This is a genomic window from Neptuniibacter sp. QD37_6 (assembly GCF_047778085.1).
Classification (GTDB): domain Bacteria; phylum Pseudomonadota; class Gammaproteobacteria; order Pseudomonadales; family Balneatricaceae; genus Neptuniibacter.
Genome location: NZ_CP180550.1, coordinates 3,212,277 through 3,235,433 on the forward strand (window position 1 = coordinate 3,212,277; position 23,157 = coordinate 3,235,433).

General features: G+C 44.4%; 24 protein-coding genes. 15 read left to right on the forward strand and 9 right to left on the reverse strand.

The window, feature by feature from the left end; all coding sequences use genetic code 11:
* The first annotated feature begins 93 nt into the window (after positions 1-93).
* Positions 94-261 (forward strand): helix-turn-helix domain-containing protein, encoded by a 168-nt coding sequence (locus ACMXYO_RS15380; protein ID WP_415886005.1) that lies wholly within the window; start codon positions 94-96, stop codon positions 259-261.
* A 78-nt stretch (positions 262-339) separates the two neighbouring features.
* Here ACMXYO_RS15380 and ACMXYO_RS15385 read toward each other — a convergent pair whose 3' ends face one another.
* Positions 340-1,224, reverse strand: coding sequence for a DUF4145 domain-containing protein (locus ACMXYO_RS15385; RefSeq protein WP_415886006.1), 885 nt, complete (start codon positions 1,222-1,224; stop codon positions 340-342).
* 357 nt (positions 1,225-1,581) lie between these two features.
* On the opposite strand from ACMXYO_RS15385, the gene ACMXYO_RS15390 reads away from it, so the two are divergent.
* The 8 genes from ACMXYO_RS15390 to ACMXYO_RS15425 all read left to right on the forward strand — a co-directional run bounded on the left by ACMXYO_RS15390 (position 1,582) and on the right by ACMXYO_RS15425 (position 7,016).
* Entirely contained in the window at positions 1,582-1,758 is a 177-nt protein-coding gene (locus ACMXYO_RS15390; protein ID WP_415886007.1) for a hypothetical protein, read from the forward strand.
* The gene (locus ACMXYO_RS15395; RefSeq protein WP_415886008.1) at positions 1,736-2,653 is read left to right on the forward strand and encodes a ParB/RepB/Spo0J family partition protein; all 918 of its coding nucleotides are present in this window, start codon (positions 1,736-1,738) and stop codon (positions 2,651-2,653) included. Before ACMXYO_RS15390 ends, ACMXYO_RS15395 begins: the two co-directional genes overlap by 23 nt.
* 353 nt (positions 2,654-3,006) lie before the next feature.
* Positions 3,007-4,230, forward strand: a complete 1,224-nt coding sequence (locus ACMXYO_RS15400) for a tyrosine-type recombinase/integrase (protein ID WP_415886009.1) — start codon at positions 3,007-3,009, stop codon at positions 4,228-4,230.
* Between the two features lie 33 nt (positions 4,231-4,263).
* Positions 4,264-4,527 carry a hypothetical protein gene (locus ACMXYO_RS15405; RefSeq protein WP_415886010.1) on the forward strand — a complete coding sequence of 88 codons (264 nt, stop codon included), beginning with the start codon at positions 4,264-4,266 and terminating at the stop codon, positions 4,525-4,527.
* Positions 4,528-4,637: 110 nt separating this feature from the next.
* Entirely contained in the window at positions 4,638-5,366 is a 729-nt protein-coding gene (locus tag ACMXYO_RS15410; RefSeq protein ID WP_415886011.1) for a hypothetical protein, read from the forward strand.
* 107 nt (positions 5,367-5,473) lie between these two features.
* Positions 5,474-5,677, forward strand: a complete 204-nt coding sequence (locus ACMXYO_RS15415; RefSeq protein ID WP_415886012.1) for a helix-turn-helix transcriptional regulator — start codon at positions 5,474-5,476, stop codon at positions 5,675-5,677.
* A gap of 17 nt (positions 5,678-5,694) precedes the next feature.
* Positions 5,695-6,117: a hypothetical protein gene (locus ACMXYO_RS15420; protein ID WP_415886013.1), complete on the forward strand. Its 423-nt coding sequence runs from the start codon at positions 5,695-5,697 to the stop codon at positions 6,115-6,117.
* Positions 6,118-6,119: 2 nt separating this feature from the next.
* Positions 6,120-7,016 carry a hypothetical protein gene (locus ACMXYO_RS15425; RefSeq protein ID WP_415886014.1) on the forward strand — a complete coding sequence of 299 codons (897 nt, stop codon included), beginning with the start codon at positions 6,120-6,122 and terminating at the stop codon, positions 7,014-7,016.
* A 552-nt stretch (positions 7,017-7,568) separates the two neighbouring features.
* Here ACMXYO_RS15425 and ACMXYO_RS15430 read toward each other — a convergent pair.
* The gene (locus ACMXYO_RS15430; RefSeq protein WP_415886016.1) at positions 7,569-8,000 is read right to left on the reverse strand and encodes a hypothetical protein; all 432 of its coding nucleotides are present in this window, start codon (positions 7,998-8,000) and stop codon (positions 7,569-7,571) included.
* A 349-nt stretch (positions 8,001-8,349) separates the two neighbouring features.
* Between ACMXYO_RS15430 and ACMXYO_RS15435 the strand changes: the two genes are divergently transcribed.
* Both ACMXYO_RS15435 and ACMXYO_RS15440 read left to right on the forward strand, forming a co-directional pair.
* Positions 8,350-9,378 carry a hypothetical protein gene (locus ACMXYO_RS15435; protein ID WP_415886017.1) on the forward strand — a complete coding sequence of 343 codons (1,029 nt, stop codon included), beginning with the start codon at positions 8,350-8,352 and terminating at the stop codon, positions 9,376-9,378.
* Complete coding sequence (locus tag ACMXYO_RS15440; RefSeq protein WP_415886018.1) at positions 9,375-9,560, forward strand: hypothetical protein; 186 nt, start codon at positions 9,375-9,377, stop codon at positions 9,558-9,560. Before ACMXYO_RS15435 ends, ACMXYO_RS15440 begins: the two co-directional genes overlap by 4 nt.
* A 269-nt stretch (positions 9,561-9,829) precedes the next feature.
* Here the strand turns inward: ACMXYO_RS15440 and ACMXYO_RS15445 are convergent, their stop codons facing one another.
* The 7 genes from ACMXYO_RS15445 to rpmE all read right to left on the reverse strand — a co-directional run bounded on the left by ACMXYO_RS15445 (position 9,830) and on the right by rpmE (position 17,633).
* Positions 9,830-11,272 carry an SLC13 family permease gene (locus tag ACMXYO_RS15445; protein WP_415886019.1) on the reverse strand — a complete coding sequence of 481 codons (1,443 nt, stop codon included), beginning with the start codon at positions 11,270-11,272 and terminating at the stop codon, positions 9,830-9,832.
* A 288-nt stretch (positions 11,273-11,560) separates the two neighbouring features.
* Entirely contained in the window at positions 11,561-12,904 is a 1,344-nt protein-coding gene (locus tag ACMXYO_RS15450; RefSeq protein ID WP_415886021.1) for a sigma-54-dependent transcriptional regulator, read from the reverse strand.
* Position 12,905: 1 nt separating this feature from the next.
* A complete protein-coding gene (locus tag ACMXYO_RS15455; RefSeq protein WP_415886022.1) occupies positions 12,906-14,648 on the reverse strand; it encodes an ATP-binding protein in 1,743 nt (580 codons plus the stop codon).
* A gap of 187 nt (positions 14,649-14,835) precedes the next feature.
* On the reverse strand, positions 14,836-15,036 hold the full coding sequence (locus tag ACMXYO_RS15460; RefSeq protein ID WP_415886023.1) for a hypothetical protein: 201 nt from the start codon (positions 15,034-15,036) through the stop codon (positions 14,836-14,838).
* Positions 15,037-15,213: 177 nt separating this feature from the next.
* A complete protein-coding gene (locus ACMXYO_RS15465) occupies positions 15,214-16,461 on the reverse strand; it encodes a malic enzyme-like NAD(P)-binding protein (RefSeq protein WP_415886024.1) in 1,248 nt (415 codons plus the stop codon).
* A 161-nt stretch (positions 16,462-16,622) separates the two neighbouring features.
* A complete protein-coding gene (locus ACMXYO_RS15470) occupies positions 16,623-17,405 on the reverse strand; it encodes a thermonuclease family protein (RefSeq protein ID WP_415886025.1) in 783 nt (260 codons plus the stop codon).
* A gap of 12 nt (positions 17,406-17,417) precedes the next feature.
* Positions 17,418-17,633 (reverse strand): 50S ribosomal protein L31, encoded by a 216-nt coding sequence (gene rpmE, locus ACMXYO_RS15475; protein ID WP_415888115.1) that lies wholly within the window; start codon positions 17,631-17,633, stop codon positions 17,418-17,420.
* A gap of 166 nt (positions 17,634-17,799) precedes the next feature.
* Here rpmE and ACMXYO_RS15480 point away from each other — a divergent pair, with 166 nt between their 5' ends.
* The 4 genes from ACMXYO_RS15480 to hslV all read left to right on the forward strand — a co-directional run bounded on the left by ACMXYO_RS15480 (position 17,800) and on the right by hslV (position 23,148).
* Positions 17,800-19,995 carry a primosomal protein N' gene (locus ACMXYO_RS15480; protein WP_415886026.1) on the forward strand — a complete coding sequence of 732 codons (2,196 nt, stop codon included), beginning with the start codon at positions 17,800-17,802 and terminating at the stop codon, positions 19,993-19,995.
* A gap of 132 nt (positions 19,996-20,127) precedes the next feature.
* Entirely contained in the window at positions 20,128-21,813 is a 1,686-nt protein-coding gene (gene argS, locus ACMXYO_RS15485; protein WP_415886027.1) for an arginine--tRNA ligase, read from the forward strand.
* A 4-nt stretch (positions 21,814-21,817) separates the two neighbouring features.
* On the forward strand, positions 21,818-22,456 hold the full coding sequence (locus ACMXYO_RS15490) for an SPOR domain-containing protein (protein WP_415886028.1): 639 nt from the start codon (positions 21,818-21,820) through the stop codon (positions 22,454-22,456).
* Positions 22,457-22,617: 161 nt separating this feature from the next.
* Positions 22,618-23,148: an ATP-dependent protease subunit HslV gene (gene hslV / locus ACMXYO_RS15495; protein ID WP_415882631.1), complete on the forward strand. Its 531-nt coding sequence runs from the start codon at positions 22,618-22,620 to the stop codon at positions 23,146-23,148.
* Positions 23,149-23,157 lie beyond the last annotated feature (9 nt).

Sequence of the window (23,157 nt, forward strand, 5' to 3'; positions counted from 1 at the left end):
CTGTTGGAACATAGATTCTACGCTGGCAAAACTGCCTAAACAACGCCTCTAAGAAATTACCCCGTACTCTAAGGGGAAAGCGTAAGACACCAGATGGGCCCCAAGCTTAGCATCCCTTTTGAGAAGCAAGCCGAGATCATCCGCATTGCGCAAGCAGGTTTAATCCCGAAAACGAAGATAGCTAAACAATTCAATATTAGCCGACAAAAGGTCTATGACATACTGAAGGAGTTTAAGGAAGGTACTGACGCCAGCAAATAGTTTGCTCGAACGCCAGTTTTCGATACTTAGTGGTAATGAACGCCGCATTCAGCGAGTTATCCGCTGCAATGTATTTTGTTAGACATTTTCTACAATAAAATGCTGAAGCTGTTGCGGGGAGTTTTGAAAGGTATCAACCTTACCGATAGATAACCTGCTGTAATCACCTAAAGTTATTTTGTTTATTAGCTCTTGCTCTAAAGTAGATATAGCTTCCTTTACCCGCCGGGTATCTTTTCCTAAATATTTTGCAATTGGATATTCATCACCTTCAGAAAAGTCTTCAAGCTTTTCGGAAATGATACGTTCAAACACTTCATACTTCGAAATGGTCGTATCAATAGTTCCTTGTGCTTTCTTTTCTAAAATGTAAACAGAAGCTATTAAATGCTCAACAATCTGAAGCGCTACAGATAATGCTTCGTCTTTTGGTTTTTTAATGTCATGTGCAGCATCATTACCCATAAACCTAATTCCATGTAACCGCTCGGAGTCATTTTTTGAAATATATCCGGCGGTTGAAAGTCGATTTATTCTAACCTCCAAACTGCGGCCCGGTATTTGTAGATCATTACACACAGCTTCAACCGCAGCCCTAAGGCCCAAGCCTGCCAAAACCTTTGCCTCCTCTCTAAGCGCCATCAGTATTTCTGAATAGATAACTCGAACTATTTCAGGCAGATTCCAGATATCATCTATCTCTCTGTGCCCCTCTACTGCTTTAGGATAAACAGTGATTTCTTCAGGGACTTCCCACTCATCATCATATGTAGGATAAGCAGCCTCTATATCTTCAAATACTTTCCTAAATGACTTTGTGTCACACCCTAGGCATTGGAGTATCTGATAGGATATGTCACACCTATATTCGTCCCTATGCGACTCTTGATTTTCAGCAAGCACTTCACTGTTTGTCTTTTTTCCGCAAGCACGACAATAGCTCTTTACTATTCTTTTACTCATATCTTCCTGATTTACTTATAGCCACTGTTTATATATACAGAGGTAAATACCCGCCTTCGCGAGACTTCCATCTAGCTGTTTCATGAGAACATTTAACTTAGCACCAAGACAAAAGCAAGCACCATTCATATCTGATAGCAATGCTGAAGCAGCAAACATATTTGCTCAATCGATATATGCTGCACAATTAATCAGCTTTCCTCCTCAACAATTAGCTTAGCATTTCCTCATTTACCACATAGCCGCCCTGACCAGCACGTTCCCCGAAGATCGAATTAACACACATACTTGGTAGAAGGAGCGATCATTTCCGCCTCTTTTGCCTTACCCCTGTTAATTACTAACCAATGAGGAAACATGAAAGACCTTATCCGTAAGAGCCTATGGCTCAAGCCGAGTGCGTGGCAAGCAGTACTTGATGAAGCCACTAGAAGAAACAGCAAGCCAAGCATCACACTTGAAGCACTAATCAATGAAGCTATCGACAGCCGCATGAGGGCCGAGCAGAAGTATGACCACCAGCCAAGTAATTGAAGTCCCCCTATCTAGCATTACCACTCACGATGAACTACAGAACAGGTCTACAAGAGCCGAAGGCATCAGAGAAGACCGAGAAGTAAAGAAGCTTCAAGACCATATCAACGCCTTGAAGCGAGACATTAAGGCCCATGGTCAACAGACTCCGGTGAAAGTAGTAAGCGATGGAACTACCCACTGGTTAGTTGATGGCTACCACCGATATGCAGCGATGAAGCAACTAGGAGCTGACACGATCAAGGCTGAAGTCATGGAAGGCACATTCGAAACAGCCTTTGAACAGTCGATGATGGCTAACCGTCAGATCATTCAATCTCTAACACCTAAGCAGAGAGTACAGAACGCTTGGAGAGCAATCATCAACCCTCACACTGGCTACTACCGGAAGCTGCTTATCAGCAAAGGGCAACGAGCTTTAGCAAGATTTATTGGAGTCAGTGAATCGACTATCAGAAGCATGAGACAACAACTTAAGGAATGGGCTAGAGATGAGATTGAAGCTATGCACTCAAATGAGTTCGTAGATGAAGAAGCACCAAAACTTAGCGATGATGACCTTGATACTCATTGGATGGAACACTGTGCTGAGCTATACAACCATGTCTTTCATCAGCAGTGGCTCGAATTCACTAAGCGAGTGAGGACACAGACTGATAAAGTCAGGTTTGAAATACAAGTTCAATCAACAGCGGAAAAGCTAAAGGACGTTATCGAACCACTACAGGACGAGAACGGTAGCTCTGTAGTCCGGCTTGCGCTAGTGGAGATACTGAAAGAGATCGAAGCTAACCCTATACCTAACCCAGTAGTTCAGATGGAAGAAAAGGGAGTTCAGATTGCACCATCATTAGACCGATCCAAACTTACCCTTCCTGAATTCAATGACTTTTGAGTAGGACTGAAGTGCGTACACTAAGGTGCGTAAAAACGCAGTTAGAAGACCTTTCTATCTGTAACACTCACATGTAACATATTCTGAAACTTACATATAACGAAGACCAGCCTTCAAGGGATTTAGCAGGGTTCGAATAACACCCCGCCATCTCCACCAAACACAAATCCTGTGACTTCCTAACAGGTCCCGCAGGCCTTGAAATACCAAGGCTTGCGGTCTACTCTCTATTCCTATGAGTTCCACCCTATACCCCCAATTACAGCACTTATCTTGGGGTATATCCGGGGGTATTTTGCCCCCCTTAAAATCGGTACCCCCAAATCAGGGTTATTTCCACAAGAGGACGTGGTATGCCGTTGACTGTAAAAGAAGCTCAGGCAGCAACACCAAAAGAAAAGGATTACAAGCTATCCGATGAGAAAGGCCTATTTCTATTAATCAAGAAAAGCGGCGCAAAATACTGGCGCATGAAGTACCGCTTCCAAGGTAAAGAGAAACTCCTGTCGTTTGGTGTTTTTCCCGAAATCACTTTAAAGAAAGCCAGAGAAAAACGAGATGAAGCTCGCTTACTACTTGCTGATAGCATCGACCCATCAGCTCACAAAAAAGCACAGCAAGCATCAGAAAAACTTAAAGCGGCTAATTCATTTCAAACTATCGCCCTTGAATGGTTTGAAACCCAGCAAAGCGATAAAACACCCGGATATCAGAAACGCGTACTTCGCGCACTGGAACACGACCTATTTCCTTCGATTGGCGACACCCCTATAAACGAAGTAACTGCCCCAATGCTTCTTGAAGCCTTAAGGAAAGTAGAAGACCGTGGAGCAATAGAAACTGCCCATAGGGACAAACAGATTGCTGGGCAGGTATTCCGATACGCAATCGCCACAGGAAGAGCTGAACGTGACCCATCCCCTGATCTGAAAGGAGCTCTTAAGCCCTCAAAAACAAAGCACTTCTCGGCTATTACCACACCGAAAGAAGCAGGCAAGCTAATGGCAGCAATTGATCAGTTCCAAGGAACGGCCATTGTATGCGCTGCCTTAAAGCTATCCGCCCTTTTCTTCTGCCGTCCTGGAGAGCTCCGGCGCTTAAAATGGTCTGATATAAATCATGACGAAATGCGAATTGAGCTGGTGGCAGAAAAAACACACCAGCAGCACATCATCCCATTAAGCAAACAAGCCGTAGCAATCCTTAAGGAACTTCATTCCTTAACTGGTAATGGTGAGTTTATTTTCCCTTCTGCTCGAGGCCGAAGTCGCTGTATGTCAGAGAACGCTATTAGAGTAGCACTCAGAACTATGGGTTATGGGAACGAGACAATGACCCCTCATGGTTTCAGAGCAATGGCCAGAACACTCCTAGACGAGGCGCTAAATTACCGAGTCGAATGGATAGAACAACAGCTTGCTCATGCTGTTAAGGATGCAAACGGCAGAGCATATAACCGCACTAAGCATTTGGAACAGCGAACCAGAATGATGCAAAACTGGGCTGATTATTTAGATCAGCTTAAGGCACAAGCTCTATCTGGAAATGTGATAGCTGCAAACTTTGGACAAAACTAAAAATTACTTTTATCTATCAGGGAGAGATACCTAATGCCTACCTTTTCTGAACTACCAATTTTCATAGAGAACTTAATTCAAAATATTCCCCAAGATGTATCAACCGATATTTTTCAAAAAGCAGAACCTGCTTTGGAAGAATGCCTACAACTCCTCACCATCCTTAATAAAGCTGCTTTTTACGCAGCAAATAACGATTCAGCAAATCTGTCCATAAGTGATTTAGCGGAAGCAAGCGCCAGCCTATCTGAGCTTAGCGGACTATTAGCTCAGGTCAGTGGTTCTAGTAGTCACTAGAAAAGAAAGATAATTAGTTAATACAGCACCTAGGGTAGTCCCCGAAAACCTGTTCCCAAACAGACTGGTGTTGTACCTACTAAAAAGGGATGTCGCCATAGGGAGGTGATATGAATCTCAACCAGATAACAAAAGAACTAGCCACAGAATACAAACGCCTTATAGAGGTCCTAGATATCTATAAAGAATTCGAATGCGCTTCCGATGTCCGTACAGTAGCAAAGAGCTTGTTAGTAGTTCACGGTAAAACTCGAATTACTCTTCCTTGCTATGAGTCCAACCGCACGAGAGCTTATAGCCCTGAACGAGTATTATCGATTATATGTAATTGCTCACCCGAAGTGGATATCAATTCAATTGAAGCCCATAAACTCCAGAACCTAGATAGTAGAAGGTTCGAACCTATTTATATAAGGGATTATTGGGTCAAATACGATGATTTTTCTATTTACCTAGAGGCTATTTATTCAGCTGTGGATGGAACTTCGGAGTTAGAAAGATGGATTTCGTTTCTAGAGGTTAAGTGGCCCATAGCGGGAAAAGAATTAAAAAGAATACTAGCTAAAAAAACAGAAAAAGAGAGCGAAACCTCGAAGTCAGCAGAAACAGAAGTGGGACGCTCCAAAGAAAAAACCTACCTAAAAATAATTGGTTTATTAGTACAGGCCTTAGTTGACTCAAAAGGCCCCCGTTTTGGGACAACAAACAAACCTAATAAATCTCAAATATATGATGAGCTGATTGCCCCACTCGTAGATGAGAAGGGTATTAACGGCGTTAGTGGCAGCACATTCTCAGATTATACAAAGAGAGGACTAACAGAGTTAGATCGCTGGTAAGTCATATCACCTATATCCAGCTGGATTTTTGTTTTTCCAGCTGGAAGTTTCTAATATCCTTCCACCATACCCTTCTCCTGAACTTCATTACACCTCAGGAGAAATACATGGATTCTAAAAGACTAATTCGCCGCCCCGAAGTTGAAAAGCTAACCGGCTTAGGCCGAAGCTGTATCTATGCTCGAATGTCCCGCAATGAATTCCCAAAGGCCATCCCCATTGGCGGAAGACTGGTGGCCTGGAATGAGTCTGACATTCAGAAATGGATTGATGATCGTATTACAGAAGCCAAGGCACAGTCCGCAGCGTAAGAAGGGGGTATACAAGCATGGCCAAGAAACCAGCAGCTCCCAACACAGGAGCCACCAGCGAACAGAACTTAGATAAGCATAATTCCATTCCTACTAAACATGAACTCTGTATTTATGAGCTACTAAAGGTAGGTACACACGGAATTAATCAGCTTAAAGCCCTAAGCACGTATCACGACACCTGCTTAAACACGACCATTTCAGAATTAGGTTTAAAGCGAGGTCTGATAATTCAGAGAGAGCAGCGCAAACACCTTCATAGTGCTGGTGGAACCACTCGCTTTTGTTGGTATTGGTTCCCTACTCGCAAAGAGGCTCAAGAAGGGCTTACTGTGTTAAACCGTTTGCGTGAACAAAGAAATTTTCCCTTAGTCGAAATGACTGAGTCCAATAGCTTACTTGAACAATTTCCTCAAACCCAACCAGAGCCAGCCACATAAGTATGTCTCGGTTTCTTTTAACGCTGCTTCAACGGTCGGACTATTTGGCTGTTGAATGCGGCAAGATAATACTTATCCCTGCCAATGGTGACACGACAACCAGTGACACTTGGCTTAAGGAACACTGGTTACGGGTAGCCTCAGAACTACTGAGGGTGACAGGTCACTCTGGCTACATCTATAAAGGGTACTCAACAGGCTTCTATACGAGCCACAAAGCTGGTGGCGTAACTCTACAGCTATTCAATCCGGTTAATAACCAAACAGCTTTTGCCATCTTCAATGCTGAGCTGAAGCGGGCCCGAAGTACTAAACATGGGAAGAAAGGCTCAGTCCTACCGAAAGGGCGCTTTATAGTCGGCAAGAAAAGCGGTTTTGTACAGTTCTGGTGCGACATGGGCCTAGACCTGCCCAGACGCCTTTCAGCCTTTCATGACTGTATGGGGAAACTTGATGGTCTGCTTATGACAGCAATCACCAATGAGAAAAACAAAGTGATAAATCGCTCCCTGATGCCATTAACGATTAAGCACCAAGAACTGAAAGAACTAATAAAAGCACCCGACAACTACCCGACAACTATCCGACAAACAACCGACAAACAACTGACAAGAATCCCCGACAAGGAATTCCACCAATCACCGGTATCACAGGGAGTACAGCCAACATCAGCTGCGTGTCTCAACAACTACGATATAAAGGTTAAAGGTATAACGGGTGAAGGTAATAGTTCTTTTCGCCTCATAAACAACAAGCCACCACAAGATCAAACTATTGATGAATGGCTAGATGATTACACCTCTAATGAAAGCCAGCTTGCCTCCACAAACAACACCAGCAGAAAGCCAAGTCCGAAGTGCTGGCAAGATTTAAAAGGAGCATTAAACCAATCCGATTAATATCCAGTTACTAATTTAATTATATCTATGGAGTAGCTTTTTCTACTACCACGGAGGGCACGCAGACTCTCGGTTTCTGTCTATTTCTAGCCTTTATATACCCCTCCACCACACCTATATAATTTCCCTTTTGACTCAAAGAGTTAGACCTGACGGGGTTGAGGGCTTATTCAAAACAACAAGAAAATCGACTTAAGCTATAAGCAGGTAGAGATAACACTAAAAATGCTAGGGGCCCCTCACTAATACTTCACCCACGGGGGACAAGCAGACTCCCGGTTACAGGCTATTTTACGAACCTTTATACGCCTCACCACCAGAGACCATAAACCTTTTCCTTTTCAATAAGTTAAAGGTGAGGAAGGTGAGGAATTAGATCCTCCCAGCGTATCTAGAAGGGCTGGCGTAAATATCCAAAGATTACGAATTTCAAAGACCTTCGCTCAAGTCATTTGAACACAACCGTGAAATTGAAAATTTTGCTTTAGGATAGAAAAAGAAAGTTAAGAATATTTCTAATCTAGGGAAGTTCAATAAATACAGAGCTAATAATTAATAATATTTCGGGGTTATCTTATCGCTCTTTTTATCCCTACTCTCCACTTCTTCTTCCAAAGACTTGATCTGCAATTCGATCAACCGATCCGACCTAGGCTGAACTGAGAACTGCCAAACCATCAGTCCGAATAAACCTATAGCAATACCAGCAGCCAAAGAATAGTTAAGAACTGACATATAAAACTTTTTATTCTCTTCTTCCACCTTCACTAGAGCCTCTAAAAGCTCTTTACGCTTAGCATCACGCACCGAAAGCTCTTCCTTCTGCTCTAATATCATCATTTCTTCAGCCCTTTCCAGCGCCTTAGCTCTGCTAGTGTCATAGACATAAACAAAGGACAACATGGATGAAAGAACCAGAGCAAGCCCTAATAGAGCATAAAACTTATATATATTATCTGTTGGAATTGAAAACCCTGGCGTCATAACACCCTCTTAAAACCACAAAAAATGAGCCATAAATTAAGACGTTTTATTTTCTAAATAAATAGGAAAAATTCTGGATTTTTCAAGGGAAAATTTATTCATTTTTTTCCCGTCTTTAAAGCTAGTTAAGAAGGTAATATCCACTAGTTATCTCTATCATTTTAAGCCCTGACACCAGCCAGCCATCAATCAACAAGAAAGGAAAATTTGAGCTTTACCTTTATAACTTGATACATCAATTGTTCTAACAAAGATATTTACTACAAATTTTGGCAATACCTTGCCTTTTTACAATCATGTACAATTCGCGCTCTTTCTTGAACTAACCTACGAATGTAGTTTGATCACAATGGATGTAATCACTTCAATAAAAGCCGTGCCTACAGAATTTTGGTTAGTAGCTGGGTTAATATTGTTTATTGGGCTAATGTTTGAGCGCGTCCGTCGTTTCATATACCAAACCCTTTTTAGAAAATATTTCCTAAAATGTTTCTTCTTCCCTATATTCAATAACAGGCTGTTCCAAGTCATGATACCTGGCTTGGCTGCTTCGTATTTCATATGCCTTGATGTTTGGGGAGATGATTGGCCAATACTTGCTGATCACAAAGAGTTTCACAGCTTAGCCTTTTCCATAATGATCGGCCTTTCCATTTTTTCCATGCTTACTCGAGCGCTCTTTGATATCTTCCAGGATAAAAGCGATAAAGATTATATTCGCTTCCTAGAAGACTTCTGCCTGCTAACCTCCAGGGTAGTTATCACAAAATTGAATCGTTTTAAGGGCAAAGCAAGTTCTTTATCACCCTCTGGCGATACCTTTAAAAAAATCACGCATCCTTCTGACCAAATAAACCATATCATCAATGAAATTGAACACTTCCTAAACAGCGCGTACGGCATTAGCCAACAGCATCTAAGGATTACAGTTCTTCATGAGGACCACCGAACGAAGCGCTGGACTTATAAATTCTTAACAAATCAAAACTGGAACTACACTAAAGCTGAAACGCTCATAACTGGAAACTCTACTGCAAAACAGTGTTTAGACACTGGTGAACCAAGATTTTATCCCGACAAGATTGAAGCAAGTAACAAACGCAATTACATGATGTCGGATAGAGATAATAGATATGGGAACGGCAGTATCTTTTGCTATCCAGTTTTCATAGAAAATGCCGATTATACTGATAGATATATTATCTCCATTGTCACTTATGGACCGATGCTATGTGACCCATTGGATGACAGACTGGTAGAGGCTACGAATGTTGTATTCTGTGACATTTGCAAAAGATTAGAATTGGAACTAACTTTACTATCGATCAAAAACTGGCAATTCAATTTTCATACGAACAGGACACGGAAGGCGTCATGAAAGAGCTACTTGCAATGATCAATTCTCTAACGAAGCGCGAAGAGACAGTAACACCTCCTGATAAAGAGTCTCTTATTCGTTTTGCAATGGCGATAGAAAAAGCAGCCCAACAAACCTCGGTTCCAGATTACAGATTCAAAGGCTCCTTGGATGGAGAAAAACAAGAAGCAAGATCTCAATAAGATAAAACCAGGTTTGAACGAGACAAACCTCAGCATCCAAAAGCACTTCTATACATTACACTCAGAAAAGTAACGACACTAAACCTCCATAAACATTCTTAAAGCAAAATTATTTGGGGGTATTTATGGGGGTATACTCCCAAGACTAAAACACAAAAAACATGAAATAACATATAGTTAAACAAACTATTCGTTAGACGCCATCCCACCAAATACAAATAAAAAAGCCACCTTCGGGTGGCTTTTTTATTACTCTTAAAAACTAACTTCTAAACACCAAACACTGCAGGAAGAATAGTTACGCTGGCAAGCGTAATCAGGCCTATTGCAACAAAATTCAACACAAAACCTGCACGCATCATATCAGCCATTTTCAATCTACCTGAACCAAACACGATAGCGTTTGGCGGAGTAGCTACAGGCATCATAAAGGCACAACTCGCTGCAATCGCAGCAGGAATAACCCAAACAAGCGGAGTGCCCGTGATAGATTCAGCTACTGGCCCTAGCAGAGGTAAAAACCCAGCCGCTGTCGCCGTGTTACTGGTGATTTCAGTCAAAAAGGTAATCAACGCAGTAACAATCAATACACCAATCAATAATGAAACACTGTCTGCTCCCTGAATCTGTAAAGCGATAAATTCAGCTAAGCCAGAAGACTTAATGGTAGCCGCCAGAGTTAGGCCTCCACCGAATAGGATCAAGATACCCCAAGGTACTTTTTGTGCGCTTTCCCAATCCAAAACACGCTCGTTATCGCCGGATTTAACTGGCAGGGCAAATAGTAGGATAGCCGCCGCCATTGCGATTCCGGTGTCAGAGATACCAATACCTGTCCACTTAGCAAGGTATGGGCGCATTACCCAACCGATTGCCGCAAATAGGAAGATAAATAACACTTTCTTTTCGCCAGCAGACATCTGCCCTAGCGCTTGCAACTGTTCTTTAAATACAGATTTAGCACTAACCGCACCAGCCTGATCGACTTTATAGCTGATTTTGGTAAGTAGAACCCACGCTACTATCAGCATGATAATTGATAGTGGCAGACCCATTGCCATCCATTGTGCAAAACCGATTTCCATGCCGTAGCTATCAGATAGGTATGCAGCCATCAGCGCATTTGGAGGCGTACCAATCAACGTTGCAATACCGCCAATGCTAGCAGCATAGGCAATGGACAATAGCATTGCTTTGGCAAAACTCTCGTTGTTCGGTTCTCGGTCGGTAACAATTTTCACTACAGATAGCGCTATAGGTAGCATCATTACCGCTGTAGCTGTATTGGACATCCACATCGATAGAAATGCCGTCACCAACATGATTCCCAAGATCTGGATACTTGGTTTGGTGCCCGCCAGTAGCATAGTTTTTAGCGCAATACGCTTATGCAGATTCCAGCGCTCCATTGCGATAGAGATAAGGAAACCGCCTAGGAATAGGAAAATCAGCGGGTGAGCATAAGGTGCAGCAACCGCTTTGATGTTTGCGATACCTGCAACTGGCACCACAAATAAAGGCAATAAAGAAGCCGCAGGAATTGGAACCGCTTCGGATATCCACCAACTCGCCATCCAGAACGCTAGTCCGGCGGTTCGCCAAGCTTCAACTGAAAGCCCCGCAAAAGGTGGATCAATCAGTAATGTCATCAACATAATTAAAGGGCCGAGGGATAACATTAGCCAAGGTATCTTTTTATTTTTGTCATTCATACTCTTCTTCCAACCTTAATTTAAACGGTATTTAAATTGGTGAACGTTTACTTTTCACATCATGGAAAGAAGAGATAGCAAGAGTATTGCCAGCTTTGAAAACAATCTTAAAAAGATCTAATTTTCAATAAGTTAAAAAGAATATCTATTTTTTAACAAGGTACATTATGCGGATACCCGCACAGAATTAGCGGGTGCTTTGTCACTAAAACCACACACAAATGAATCACAAAAAACAGGGCTAATTAAGTCAACGTTTTGCGATATAAGCCACGTTAATGCACTAGCTCAGTCTTTTACAAAGCTACGTCTTTGGATTCCGTATTTTGCCAACTTATCGTAAAAGGTTTTTCTGGGGACGCGCAGTAAGGAGATCGCCTCTTTTATAGAACCGGAGGATTGGCTCAAGGCCTCCTCTATTACAGCGCATTCAAAAAAAGCGACTTTTTCACTTAGCGACAAATCCTCTGGCATAGAAACGCTTGGCTGATCAGCGTCGATCGAGATAGGCATACCAAGCAACACCCTTCTTTCAGCGGCATTGCGCAGCTCACGCACATTACCCGGCCAATGGTAAGCCATCAGTTGATTGGACTCTTCACTAGCAAGCGCTGTTAGGGGTTTGTGATAACGCCCAGCAGCTATAGAGCTAAAGTGTTTAAACAACAATGGAACATCTGCTTTGCGCGCACGTAAAGGCGGTATATCTACTTTTACTAGGTTTAAACGGTAATAAAGGTCTGTACGGAACAACCCTTGTTCTGCGAGCTTCAACAGATCAATTTTTGTTGCCGCCACAAACCTAACATCCAGCGGAATTGCGGTATTACTGCCAACAGGGGTAATTGTTCTATCTTCTAACACCCGTAACATTTTTACCTGCATAGACATAGGCATGCTTTCTATTTCATCGAGAAAAATAGTACCGCCTTGGCCGAAACCTAGTTGCCCGGTACGGTTTTCTGTCGCGCCAGTAAAAGCCCCCTTTTTACTCCCGAACAACTCACTCTCGATTAGGCTTTCGGGTATAGCGCCACAGTTAATCGCAACAAAGTTTGCATCAGCACGACTGCTCATCTCATGTAAGTAGCGCGCAACCATCTCTTTACCGGAACCGGTTTCACCACTAATCAAAACATCTGCTGGGGTATCAACTACGGTATTAAGCAGCCGCATCATATCTTTCATTTCAGGGGTGTCGCCAAGTATCCGGACCCCTTTTTCAGGTACTGCTTTCAAACTACTTTTAAGTGCTCGATTTTCTAGGACAAGGGCTCTTTTTTCACTGGCACGCTTAACACTATCCAACAGCTGCTCTGTGATCGGCTTTTCAAAAAAATCGTAAGCTCCTTGATGCAAACATGAGACTGCAAGCTGTACATCGGCATAGCCGGTTAGCATGATGACCGGTATATCAACATCTATGGTTTGGATCTCACTAAGAAGCTTGGTGCCGCACATCTTTGGCATATTAATATCTGAAATCACAACACCTTGGAAATGCTCATCCAGTGTTTTTAAAGCCTGCGTACCGTTCGCGAACGCCTGGACTTCATAACCTTCTATCTTTAGAAGCTGGCTAAGGGAGTCACGAATGATCTCTTCATCGTCGATAATCCAAACTTTTGTCATTTTAATTGCTTCCAGTGTTACTTGATTTCAACGAGATCGTGAATGTAGCCCCAGCATCCGCATTCTTAGCCGTCAGCTCACCATCGAAAGAACGAATAATGTTACGCGAGATAGATAAGCCCAACCCTAAGCCTTGATCGGACTTAGTGGTAAAAAAGGCATCAAATATAGTGTCTATATTTTGCAGGTCCAAGCCAATACCACTGTCGGTTATATGAATATCGACATAACCATCTCTTTGGCTAAAGCTGATACTAATAGATTTTTCCTGCTGCTCAGACATTGCATCTATAGCATTAGATAAGAGATTAACCAGGACCTGCTCTAACTTTAAGGCCTCACCCCAAACAAAACTGCTGTAGTGCTCAACAGACAAATCGACTTTATAGTTTGTGATCTGGGGCCCTACCACAATTAAAGCGGCATCAAGGCACTTAGACCATTCACACCAAGCTAATGAGGGCTCTTTATTCCGACTGAATTGTTTTAACTGTGAAACAATTTTATGCACCCGCTCAGTCATATCCTGAATGGTATTAAGCGTCTCTTTAGCTTCCTGATAGTCACTCCTATCAAGTAATCGTCGACAGGCAGCTATATAAGCATTCATAGCACTGAGCGGCTGATTGATTTCATGATTGATCGAAGCTGACATCTGCCCAATCGTAGCTAGCTTAGTCGACTGCATAAGTGCTTTATGCGCTTTATCTAACTCATCAGTGCGAACCGATATCTCCTTTTCTAGCGCCCTGCGGGTATACAGCAACTGACGATAACCAGCAAAGCGTCGATAAAGGTAGAACGCCAAAACAAAGACCAAGCTATACCCCAGAGAGAGCCAAATCATAAAATTGGTGACTTGATAGCCCACCGCTGCCGCGGGGCTGAACGTAACGAGCTTAAGACTCATGCTAGGCAAGCTGGATTCACCATAAAAATACAAACCCTGCTCGGCCTCGGCGTACTCTATTTGCCACTGCTGCAAGTCAGCAAGTGCATACTTTCTTTTACTGTTATTTAAGATATTTTGCGTCAGGTCGAGGTAACGTTGGCTCTCTTTAATATGCGCCCAACTCAAGACTTCACTTTCGCTGAGCTGCTTGAGGCGCCAGAATGGGTGATTAGACATAAAGATGACATTGTCAGGTCCATAAACCATAAACTTTGTAGAATGCTGACCAGATAACCACTCTGTATCCTGCTCAAATCTGGAAATATCTACCTTTACAGCAGCAACACCAATAATCTTTTCATCGACGTACACCGGAGATGAAAAAAAGATGCCGCGCTCTTTAGAGCGAACACCTAGGGCGTAATACGTCGAATTCTGCCCCTCAATTGCCTGCTGAAAATAAGGACGAAAAGAAAAATTGCCGCCTATAAAACTCGATGCGTTTTGAAAGTTACTTGCAGCAACAACATCGCCTTTAATATCGAGCACATAAACCTCACTAGCCCCAGTCGTTTTAGCAATATCAAGTAAAAGTAGATTTAATTCGTGCGCTCCAGTATTGAACTGCAGTAGTTGACGAATCTGGTAATGGTTCGTTAACAGTTCTGGAATATGTGCATAACGGGCAAGTTCTTTATTGAAATAGGTACTGACATTTTCAGCTTCATTCTTCACTTTTTGATCAAGTTCGATATAGAGGCTTCGCTGAAAAAGAGAAACACCAACAAATAGAATGAGACCTAGGCATATGAGGTAAAGTAAGAATACAAATAAGATTTTCCTGTCTCGCATACCAGACCCCATACATTATGACTTGCATACTATGCCGTAATAGCTAGTTTAAATCATCGTGTACCTAGTATCTAAATCCCATATCAGGCGCCCTCTTAATCTATGTTATCTAAACCAAATACAAAAAAAGCCCTGCAGCAAAAACCAGCAGGGCTTTTTAAATACGTTTTTCTATCTGGTTACCGCGTTAGCAGGCAAAACCCAAGCAAGTATCGAAGTCTAGATTTTCCCAACCGTCTTCACCATCGTGAATCCAGAATGCACCACAACATTCGCAGCGATAGATCGAGCTTTCGGGGATAGAACTAATTAGCTTTAGATCAGCGTGTGGAAAGCCAAGGTGTTCTTGCTTTTCACAGTTACAGCAGGACCTTTTATCATCATCCATGATCTTATACCTAAGTTTGTTACTTAAGGGCTAGCTTACTGAATAATCCTTCGACTGAAACTAGGAAAAATTCTTAATCTCTTAATTTTCGAGCAAAAAATCTATATTTTTTTACAGTTTCACTCAGCCACAAAAAAACCGGCCTAAGCCGGTTTTTTTTTAGTACACCAGTGTCGATTAAGACAGTGGATAGTTGTCTGGTAGTGGCAGACGCGCAACACCAGAATCGATCGCTGCTTGAGCAACTGCAGTAGATACAGCGCCTAGTAGACGAGAGTCAGTTGCTTTAGGGATGATGTAGTCACGACCGAACTCTAGAGAGTCTAGGCCGTAAGCATCAAGTACTTCCTGAGGAACTGGAGTCTTAGCCAGCTCAGCAAGAGCGCGTACTGCTGCTTCTTTCATCTCTTCGTTGATTGCAGTAGAACGAACGTCCATTGCGCCACGGAAGATGAATGGGAAGCCAAGTACGTTGTTTACCTGGTTAGGGAAGTCAGAACGACCTGTCGCCATGATAACGTCGTCACGAGTTTCGTGAGCAAGCTCTGGGCGAATCTCTGGATCTGGGTTAGCACATGCGAATACAACTGGATTAGCAGCCATTTTAGATAGCTGTTCAGCAGAAAGCAGGTTAGGACCAGATAGACCAACAAATACGTCAGCACCATCGATAGCATCGTCTAGAGTACGCTTGTCTGTTTCAGACGCAAACGCTGCTTTTTCTGGTGTTAGGTTTTCACGGCCAGAGTGGATAACACCCGTACGGTCGATCATGTAGATGTTTTCAATCTTAGCACCCATGTTCACTAGCAGCTTCATGCAAGCGTGAGCTGCAGCACCAGCGCCTAGGCATACGATTGAAGCTTCTTCTAGCTTCTTGCCAGCTACTTCTAGTGCGTTGATCATGCCAGCAGCTGTTACGATAGCTGTACCGTGCTGATCATCGTGGAATACAGGGATGTTACAACGCTCGATCAGAACACGTTCGATTTCGAAACATTCTGGAGCTTTGATATCTTCTAGGTTGATACCACCGAAAGTGTCCGCGATGCGCGCAACAGTGTCGATGAATGCCTGTGGGCTTTCAGCGTCAACTTCGATATCGATAGAATCAAGGCCAGCGAAGCGCTTGAACAGCAGTGCTTTACCTTCCATTACTGGCTTAGAAGCCAATGGACCTAAGTCACCTAGACCTAGAATTGCAGAACCGTTAGAAATTACTGCGACTAAGTTACCTTTAGCCGTGTAACGGTATGCATTTTCAGGATCTTTTGCGATTTCACGAACCGGCTCTGCTACACCCGGGCTGTACGCCAAGGAAAGATCACGCTGAGACTCAGCGTCTGTAGACAGTTCCACACTGATTTTACCTGGACGTGGGAACTCATGGTAATCAAGAGCGGCTTGTTTCATATCATCAGACATAGCTGCTGTTCCAATCTAGTTAAAAAGTCGAACACAGAACTATATAGAAAACATATTTGCCGAACAACTATTCCGCACCTGCAACAGGCTTTTTTTCTTTAGGTTAAACCTAAAGTACTAAAAAAACCTGCTAAGAAGTCGTAAAAAGATAGGATCAACGTTTAATGCTGTATATGTGCAGAGTGGCTAATATTCATCAACCAAGGTTGGTAGTGTGCAGGTGCGTTATGGCTTTTTGGCTTAATCCAGCCCCTTATTGTAAGGACCTTACCCTCAAAAGCTTCAATTTTTACCTTGCCGCCTAGCTGCTCTGCAACAATAGGGCTAAATTTTACGGCTAATTCGTCACCGATCTCTAAAATCCAACCAGAACGAATCTTTTTAACCGCTTCGACTTTACCTTTTAAGATTCTAAAGCCTGATTCACGGTTTTTTAGCGAAGCCACATCTCGAATAGGGCTTTGATTCCACAACCCAAGTTTTGCTTCTACCGCACGCTGTTCAGCAGATTTTAGGCAATTAAGATAACTAAGATTCGGCGGTACCGCTATATGGTAGGCCAAGCCATTTTCAAGCAGAGATTCCCCAACATGCTGACCGTCAGCGTACAAATGGGCTAACCAACGCTTATAGCGATCTTTTGGCTCTTTACCGACCACTAACGAAAGATCAGCATCTTTTAACAAGGTTTTCAGGTGAGCGGTTGCTTGATCAGCATAAGCTTCGGCAGGTTTGTCTTCCTTGGCAGTTTCTGGGGTATTGATACCGATAAGGCGAACACGCCGACCATCGGTCAGCTTTACTGTATCGCCATCATATATATGCGCAATTTTTACCGTTTCAGCATGATGCGTTTGTTCACACTGAGCTGCGATAACGACAGCACTGTAGCCAGAAACAAAAAAGGCGCACCACAATGGGAGCGCCTTTTTCAAAATTCTCATAAGTGACATCACTTACTTTTTCATGCCGCGGCCGCCAAAACGCTTGTTGAAGCGATCGATACGACCACCAGAAGTCGCTTCTTTCTGCTTACCAGTGTAGAACGGGTGACAAGCAGAGCAAACGTCCAAGTGGATGTCTTTGCCCAGAGTGGACTTAGTTTTAACAACGTTACCGCAAGAACAAGTAGCGTTAATTTCTGCGTATTCCGGGTGGATACCAGCTTTCATGATAAACCTCATTAGATTCATGCCGCCACCTGATCTTCTGCCAGGCACCGCATTGATTTAAACTACCAGTAAAATAACTGGTACGTTAAGTAGGCGGCGAATTATACGCATCGATATAATGCTGCGCAACTTAAAACCGTTTAAAAAGTGAGCAATTTAAGCATATATGAGCATTTTACGGCTTGCCATTCCTAGCCCCCTACGCAGACTGTTCGATTACCACTGCCCGGAAGGGATCGATCCCCTTTCATTAAAGCCCGGTATTCGCGTTCTAGCCCCGTTTGGGAACAGAGAAGTCATTGGTATTTTAGTCGAGGTGGCGCAAAGCAGTGAGTTTGATCATAACAAGCTTAAAAGTGCCTCACAGATCTTAGATGACAGCCCGCCTTTGCCTGCTCACCTGTTTAAATTGGCACGCTGGTCTGCAAGCTATTATCAGCATCCAGAGGGCGATGCCCTGCAACAAGCACTACCGGTTTTACTGCGTAAAGGCCAAGCCTGCGAATATCAGCACGAAACGTTATGGCGCGCCGCCGAAGGCGCTTGCTTGAGTGCCATCAAGAGCAACGCTAAACGCCAATTGGAGGCGTTGCAGCTATTACTCGATCATCCTCAAGGGATCAGTGCCGATGCATTCCGTGCAGAAGGCGGACAGACTGCCGCATTGAACGCTTTGCAAGAGAAGCAACTCGCCGAATCATTTAAGCGCGAACACAAACAACACACAGGCCCGATTCTGCATGAGTCACCTCTTCCTTTAAATGAAGAGCAAGATAACTGTGTAAAACAGATCGCTCAATTTGATGGTTTTAACGCTTGCCTATTAGAAGGTGTCACTGGTTCAGGTAAAACCGAGGTTTACCTGCAAGCGATCGAGAAAGTTATTAATGAAGGCAAGCAAGCCCTAGTGCTCGTGCCAGAGATCGGTTTGACGCCGCAAACCGTGGCGCGTTTTCAGCAACGCTTTAGCGTGCCTATTGTTGCCCTACACTCTAATTTAACCGATCGCCAACGCTTGGATGCCTGGCTACAAGCGCGCGAAGGCATTGCGCGGATTATTATTGGTACCCGTTCGGCTATTTTTACACCGATGAAAGCCCCCGGCATCATTATTATTGATGAAGAGCACGATGCTTCGTTTAAGCAACAAGACGGCTTCCGCTACTCCGCTCGCGATTTGGCGGTCGTTCGAGCCCGCTCGGAAGAGATCCCTATTGTTTTAGGCAGTGCCACGCCCTCTTTAGAGACGCTACAAAATGCGATCGAAGATCGTTATCACTGGCTCAAACTCACTCAACGCGCGGGTAACTCATCTCCTCCTGAATTCAGGTTGCTGGATATTCGGCAAGAGAACTTATCAGATGGCCTTTCACCGCAACTGATACTGAACATAAAGAAGCACCTAGAAAGCAGCACTCAGGTTTTGGTGTTTCTAAATCGTCGCGGGTTCTCACCGACGTTGACCTGTCACGATTGTGGCTGGATAGCAGATTGCACCCGCTGTGATGCCCATATGACGTTGCATCAACGTCCTGCGCATCTACACTGTCATCACTGTGACAAACAAGCCGCTATTCCGCATCGCTGCCCTGAATGTAATAGCGATCAACTGCAGCCGGTTGGCGTAGGAACTGAGCGCAGCGAGCAAGCATTGCAGAAGCTTTTCCCGAACTTCCCGGTGATTCGTGTCGACCGCGACAGTACCCAGCGGAAAAACGCGATGCAGGAGATCATGAATCAAGTGAACAGTGGCGATCCCTGCATTTTGGTAGGCACACAGATGCTCGCCAAAGGACACCATTTCCCACGGGTAACACTGGTTGCGATCATCAATGCCGATAGCGGCTTATTTAGCGCCGATTTCCGCGGTATGGAGCGTACAGCACAGTTAATTCTGCAAGTTGCAGGACGCGCTGGGCGTGCCGACCATGCGGGCACGGTCATGATGCAGACCTACCACGCCGATCACCCCACCCTGCAAACACTGGTTCAGCATGGTTACAGCGCATTCGCGCAAGAGGAGCTGCATAATCGTAAAATGGCGCAACTTCCACCGTTTACTCACTACGCATTGCTTCGCGCAGAAACGACGCAAAATGGTCGCGCCGAATCGTTTTTGAGTGCGATTAGACAGCAGCTAGAAGATGACATGCTGCTGCCACAGGATGCCCATTGGATCGGCCCCTTCCCTGCCCCTATGGAAAAACGCGCAGGCATGCATAGAGCGCAGCTGATGATCTATGCGCAAAATCGTAAAGCGCTTCATCAGCTATTAGCCAACCTGTGTTGGTATCTAGAGCAAAATAAAGAGTCTCGAAAAGTTCGCTGGTCTATAGATGTCGATCCAGCGGATACTTTTTAAGCAGATCTCGCCTTTCAGCTCTTAACATAGGCAGATTTTACAGGGATAATACGCGGTTCTTCTGAAGCCCCAACCGATCAAATTGATCGACCTTGGGCTCACCGACTTACTTCAAACGGTATTTGTACGCTAATGAAAGAGATAATTGCAGAGCTGATTGACTCCGCCCTGAAGACACTGATTGAAAATGGCACTTTGCCTGCCGACGTAGAACCTAAAATCATGGTGGAAAACACCCGTGATAAATCTCATGGTGACTACGCTTCTAACATCGCTCTGACATTAGCTAAACCAGCTCGCTGCAACCCTCGCCAACTGGCTGAGAAATTGGTTGACGCACTACCTGCATCAGACAACCTAAAACGCACAGAGATTGCGGGCCCAGGTTTCATTAACTTCTTTATCAGTGGTGCGTCGACTAGCTCTCTGTTGAAAAACATCCTAGAGCAGAAGAACAACTACGGCCGTAACAACAACGGCGAAGGTAAAAAAGTTCAGGTTGAGTTTGTATCGGCAAACCCGACTGGTCCTCTTCACATCGGTCACGGTCGTGGCGCAGCAGTAGGTGACTGCCTATGCCGAATCATGGAAGCGAACGGTTGGGATGTAACGCGTGAGTTTTACTACAACGATGCTGGCCAGCAGATCAACAACCTAGCGCTGTCTGTACAAGCACGCTGCAAAAACCTAACACCAGATGATCCAAGCTGGCCTGAAGATGGTTACCGCGGTGACTACATTATCGACCTAGCGAACAGCTACATGGCTGGCGACACTGTTGTATCTGAAGACCAGTCTTTCACTGGCGCTAAAGATGCAGATGATCTGGAATCTATCCGCCACTTCGCTGTTGCTTACCTACGTCGCGAACAGGATCTAGACCTTAAAGCGTTTGCGGTAGATTTTGATGTCTACTTCCTAGAGTCTTCTCTATACGCAGAAGGCAAAGTAGAAGCAGCTGTTCAGACGCTGATCGAAAACAATTTCACATACGAAGGTGGCGGCGCACTTTGGTTGCGTACGACGGACTTTGGCGACGACAAAGACCGTGTAATGCGCAAGAAAGATGGCGGTTACACTTACTTCGTACCCGACGTGGCTTACCACCTTGATAAGTGGCAGCGCGGTTTCGATACGGTTATCAACGAACAAGGTGCCGACCACCACAGCACGATCACACGTGTACGTGCAGGTCTTCAAGCACTTAAAGCAGACATCCCTCAGGGCTGGCCTGACTATGTACTTCACCAGATGGTTACCGTTATGCGCGGTGGTGAAGAGGTTAAGATCTCCAAGCGTGCAGGTAGCTACGTAACACTACGCGACCTAATCGACGAAGTAGGCCGTGATGCAACACGTTACTTCCTAGCAGCACGTAAGTCTGACAGTCATCTAACCTTTGATATCGACTTGGCACGCTCTCAGTCTGCTGATAACCCTGTTTACTATATCCAGTACGCTCACGCGCGCGTTTGCTCTATCTTCCGCAAACTAAGCGAAGGCAACTTGGAGTGGAACGAAGCTGAAGGTATCGCTGCACTAGACAAGCTAGAGCTAGAATCTGAGAAGAATCTAGTGATCAATCTGGGCAAATATCCAGAAGTGGTTAAGAACGCAGCCAATGCACGCGAACCACACCAGATCGCTAACTACCTGAAAGATCTAGCGGCAGAGTTCCACACTTACTACAACTCAGAGAAGACTCTAGTAGAGGACGCCGATGTACGTAACGCGCGTCTAACACTGGCTGTAGCGGTACGTCACGTACTAGCAAACGGTTTGGATCTACTAGGTGTATCTGCACCGGAGCAAATGTAAGTAGATGGCATCTCGTAAGGATTACGCCAAAACCAAACGTGGTAAAGCTTCAGCTAGCCGCGCTAAGCCTGCCCCAAAGAGAGCACCTGCTAAGCAGAAAAAGCGCTTTCCTACTGGGCTACTGGCGTTGACCTTATTACTGCTGGGTGGCCTTGGTTACGGTTTGTATAACCTAACTAAGGTTGATCCTGGCGAAGCCAGCACACCACTGGCCAACAGCAAGCCTAAGCCTGCTCAGACGGCTGAAAAGCCGAAACCGGCTCCATCAAAGCCAGTTAAAAGTCAGGCCCCTGTTGTTGAGAAGTCGACTGATAAGAGCCGTTTCGAATTTTACGAAATGCTTAAAGAAAGCGAAGTTGAAGCGCCTAAGGATGTGTATAAATCCACGCCGAAAGATGCCAAGACCCAGCATAAGTATCTGCTACAAGCCGGTTCATTTAAGGCTAAAGCTGATGCCGAGAGAATGCGCGCTCAGTTGATACTGCTTGGACTGCCAAACGTCCACACCAATATCAGCACCAGCAAAGACGGCACCCAATGGTATCGGGTGCGAGTTGGCCCATTCGATAACCGCTCGCGCTTATCTAAAGCCTACGACAAATTGGTTCAGCAAAATATCCAGCCTTTGCGAATCAAACAGTAAAAGCTAAAAGCCCATCCTTAAGTCGATGGGCTTTTTGTTTTTACAGCCTTGAAATTCATCTCTTAGTCACCATCTTTCTTTAAACCTATAAAGAAACAGTGCATTACGCTTCATCGATTTATAGCGCACTGTTTAAGATTCACTCCCATTAGGAGCAGATAATGACAACGATAGTATCCGTACGTCGTGGCGATAAAGTAGTTGTAGGCGGTGATGGCCAAGTATCGCTAGGCAACACTGTAATGAAAGGCACTGCACGTAAAGTTCGCCTTCTGCCTAAGCACGATGTAATTACCGGTTTTGCCGGCAGTACCGCTGACGCAATTACCCTACTTGATCTTTTTGAAGCTCAGCTAGAGAAACACCAAGGCAACATTTTCAATGCCGTTGTAAGCCTAGCGAAAGAGTGGCGCGGTGACCGTGTGCTACGCAAACTTGAAGCACTTATGTTGGTTGCTAACAAAGAGAAAACTTATCTAATCTCGGGTAGCGGCGACATTATCGAACCAGAAGATGGCGTTATCGCTATTGGTTCTGGCGGCAACTTCGCTTTGGCTGCTGCTCGCGCCCTAACTGACAATACTGAGCTTTCTGCTAAAGATATTGTTGAGAAGAGCCTACATATCGCTGCTGGTATCTGTGTATTTACCAACGGCAACCTGACTATCGAAGAACTTGATTCAGTTCAGTAATCCAGCCAC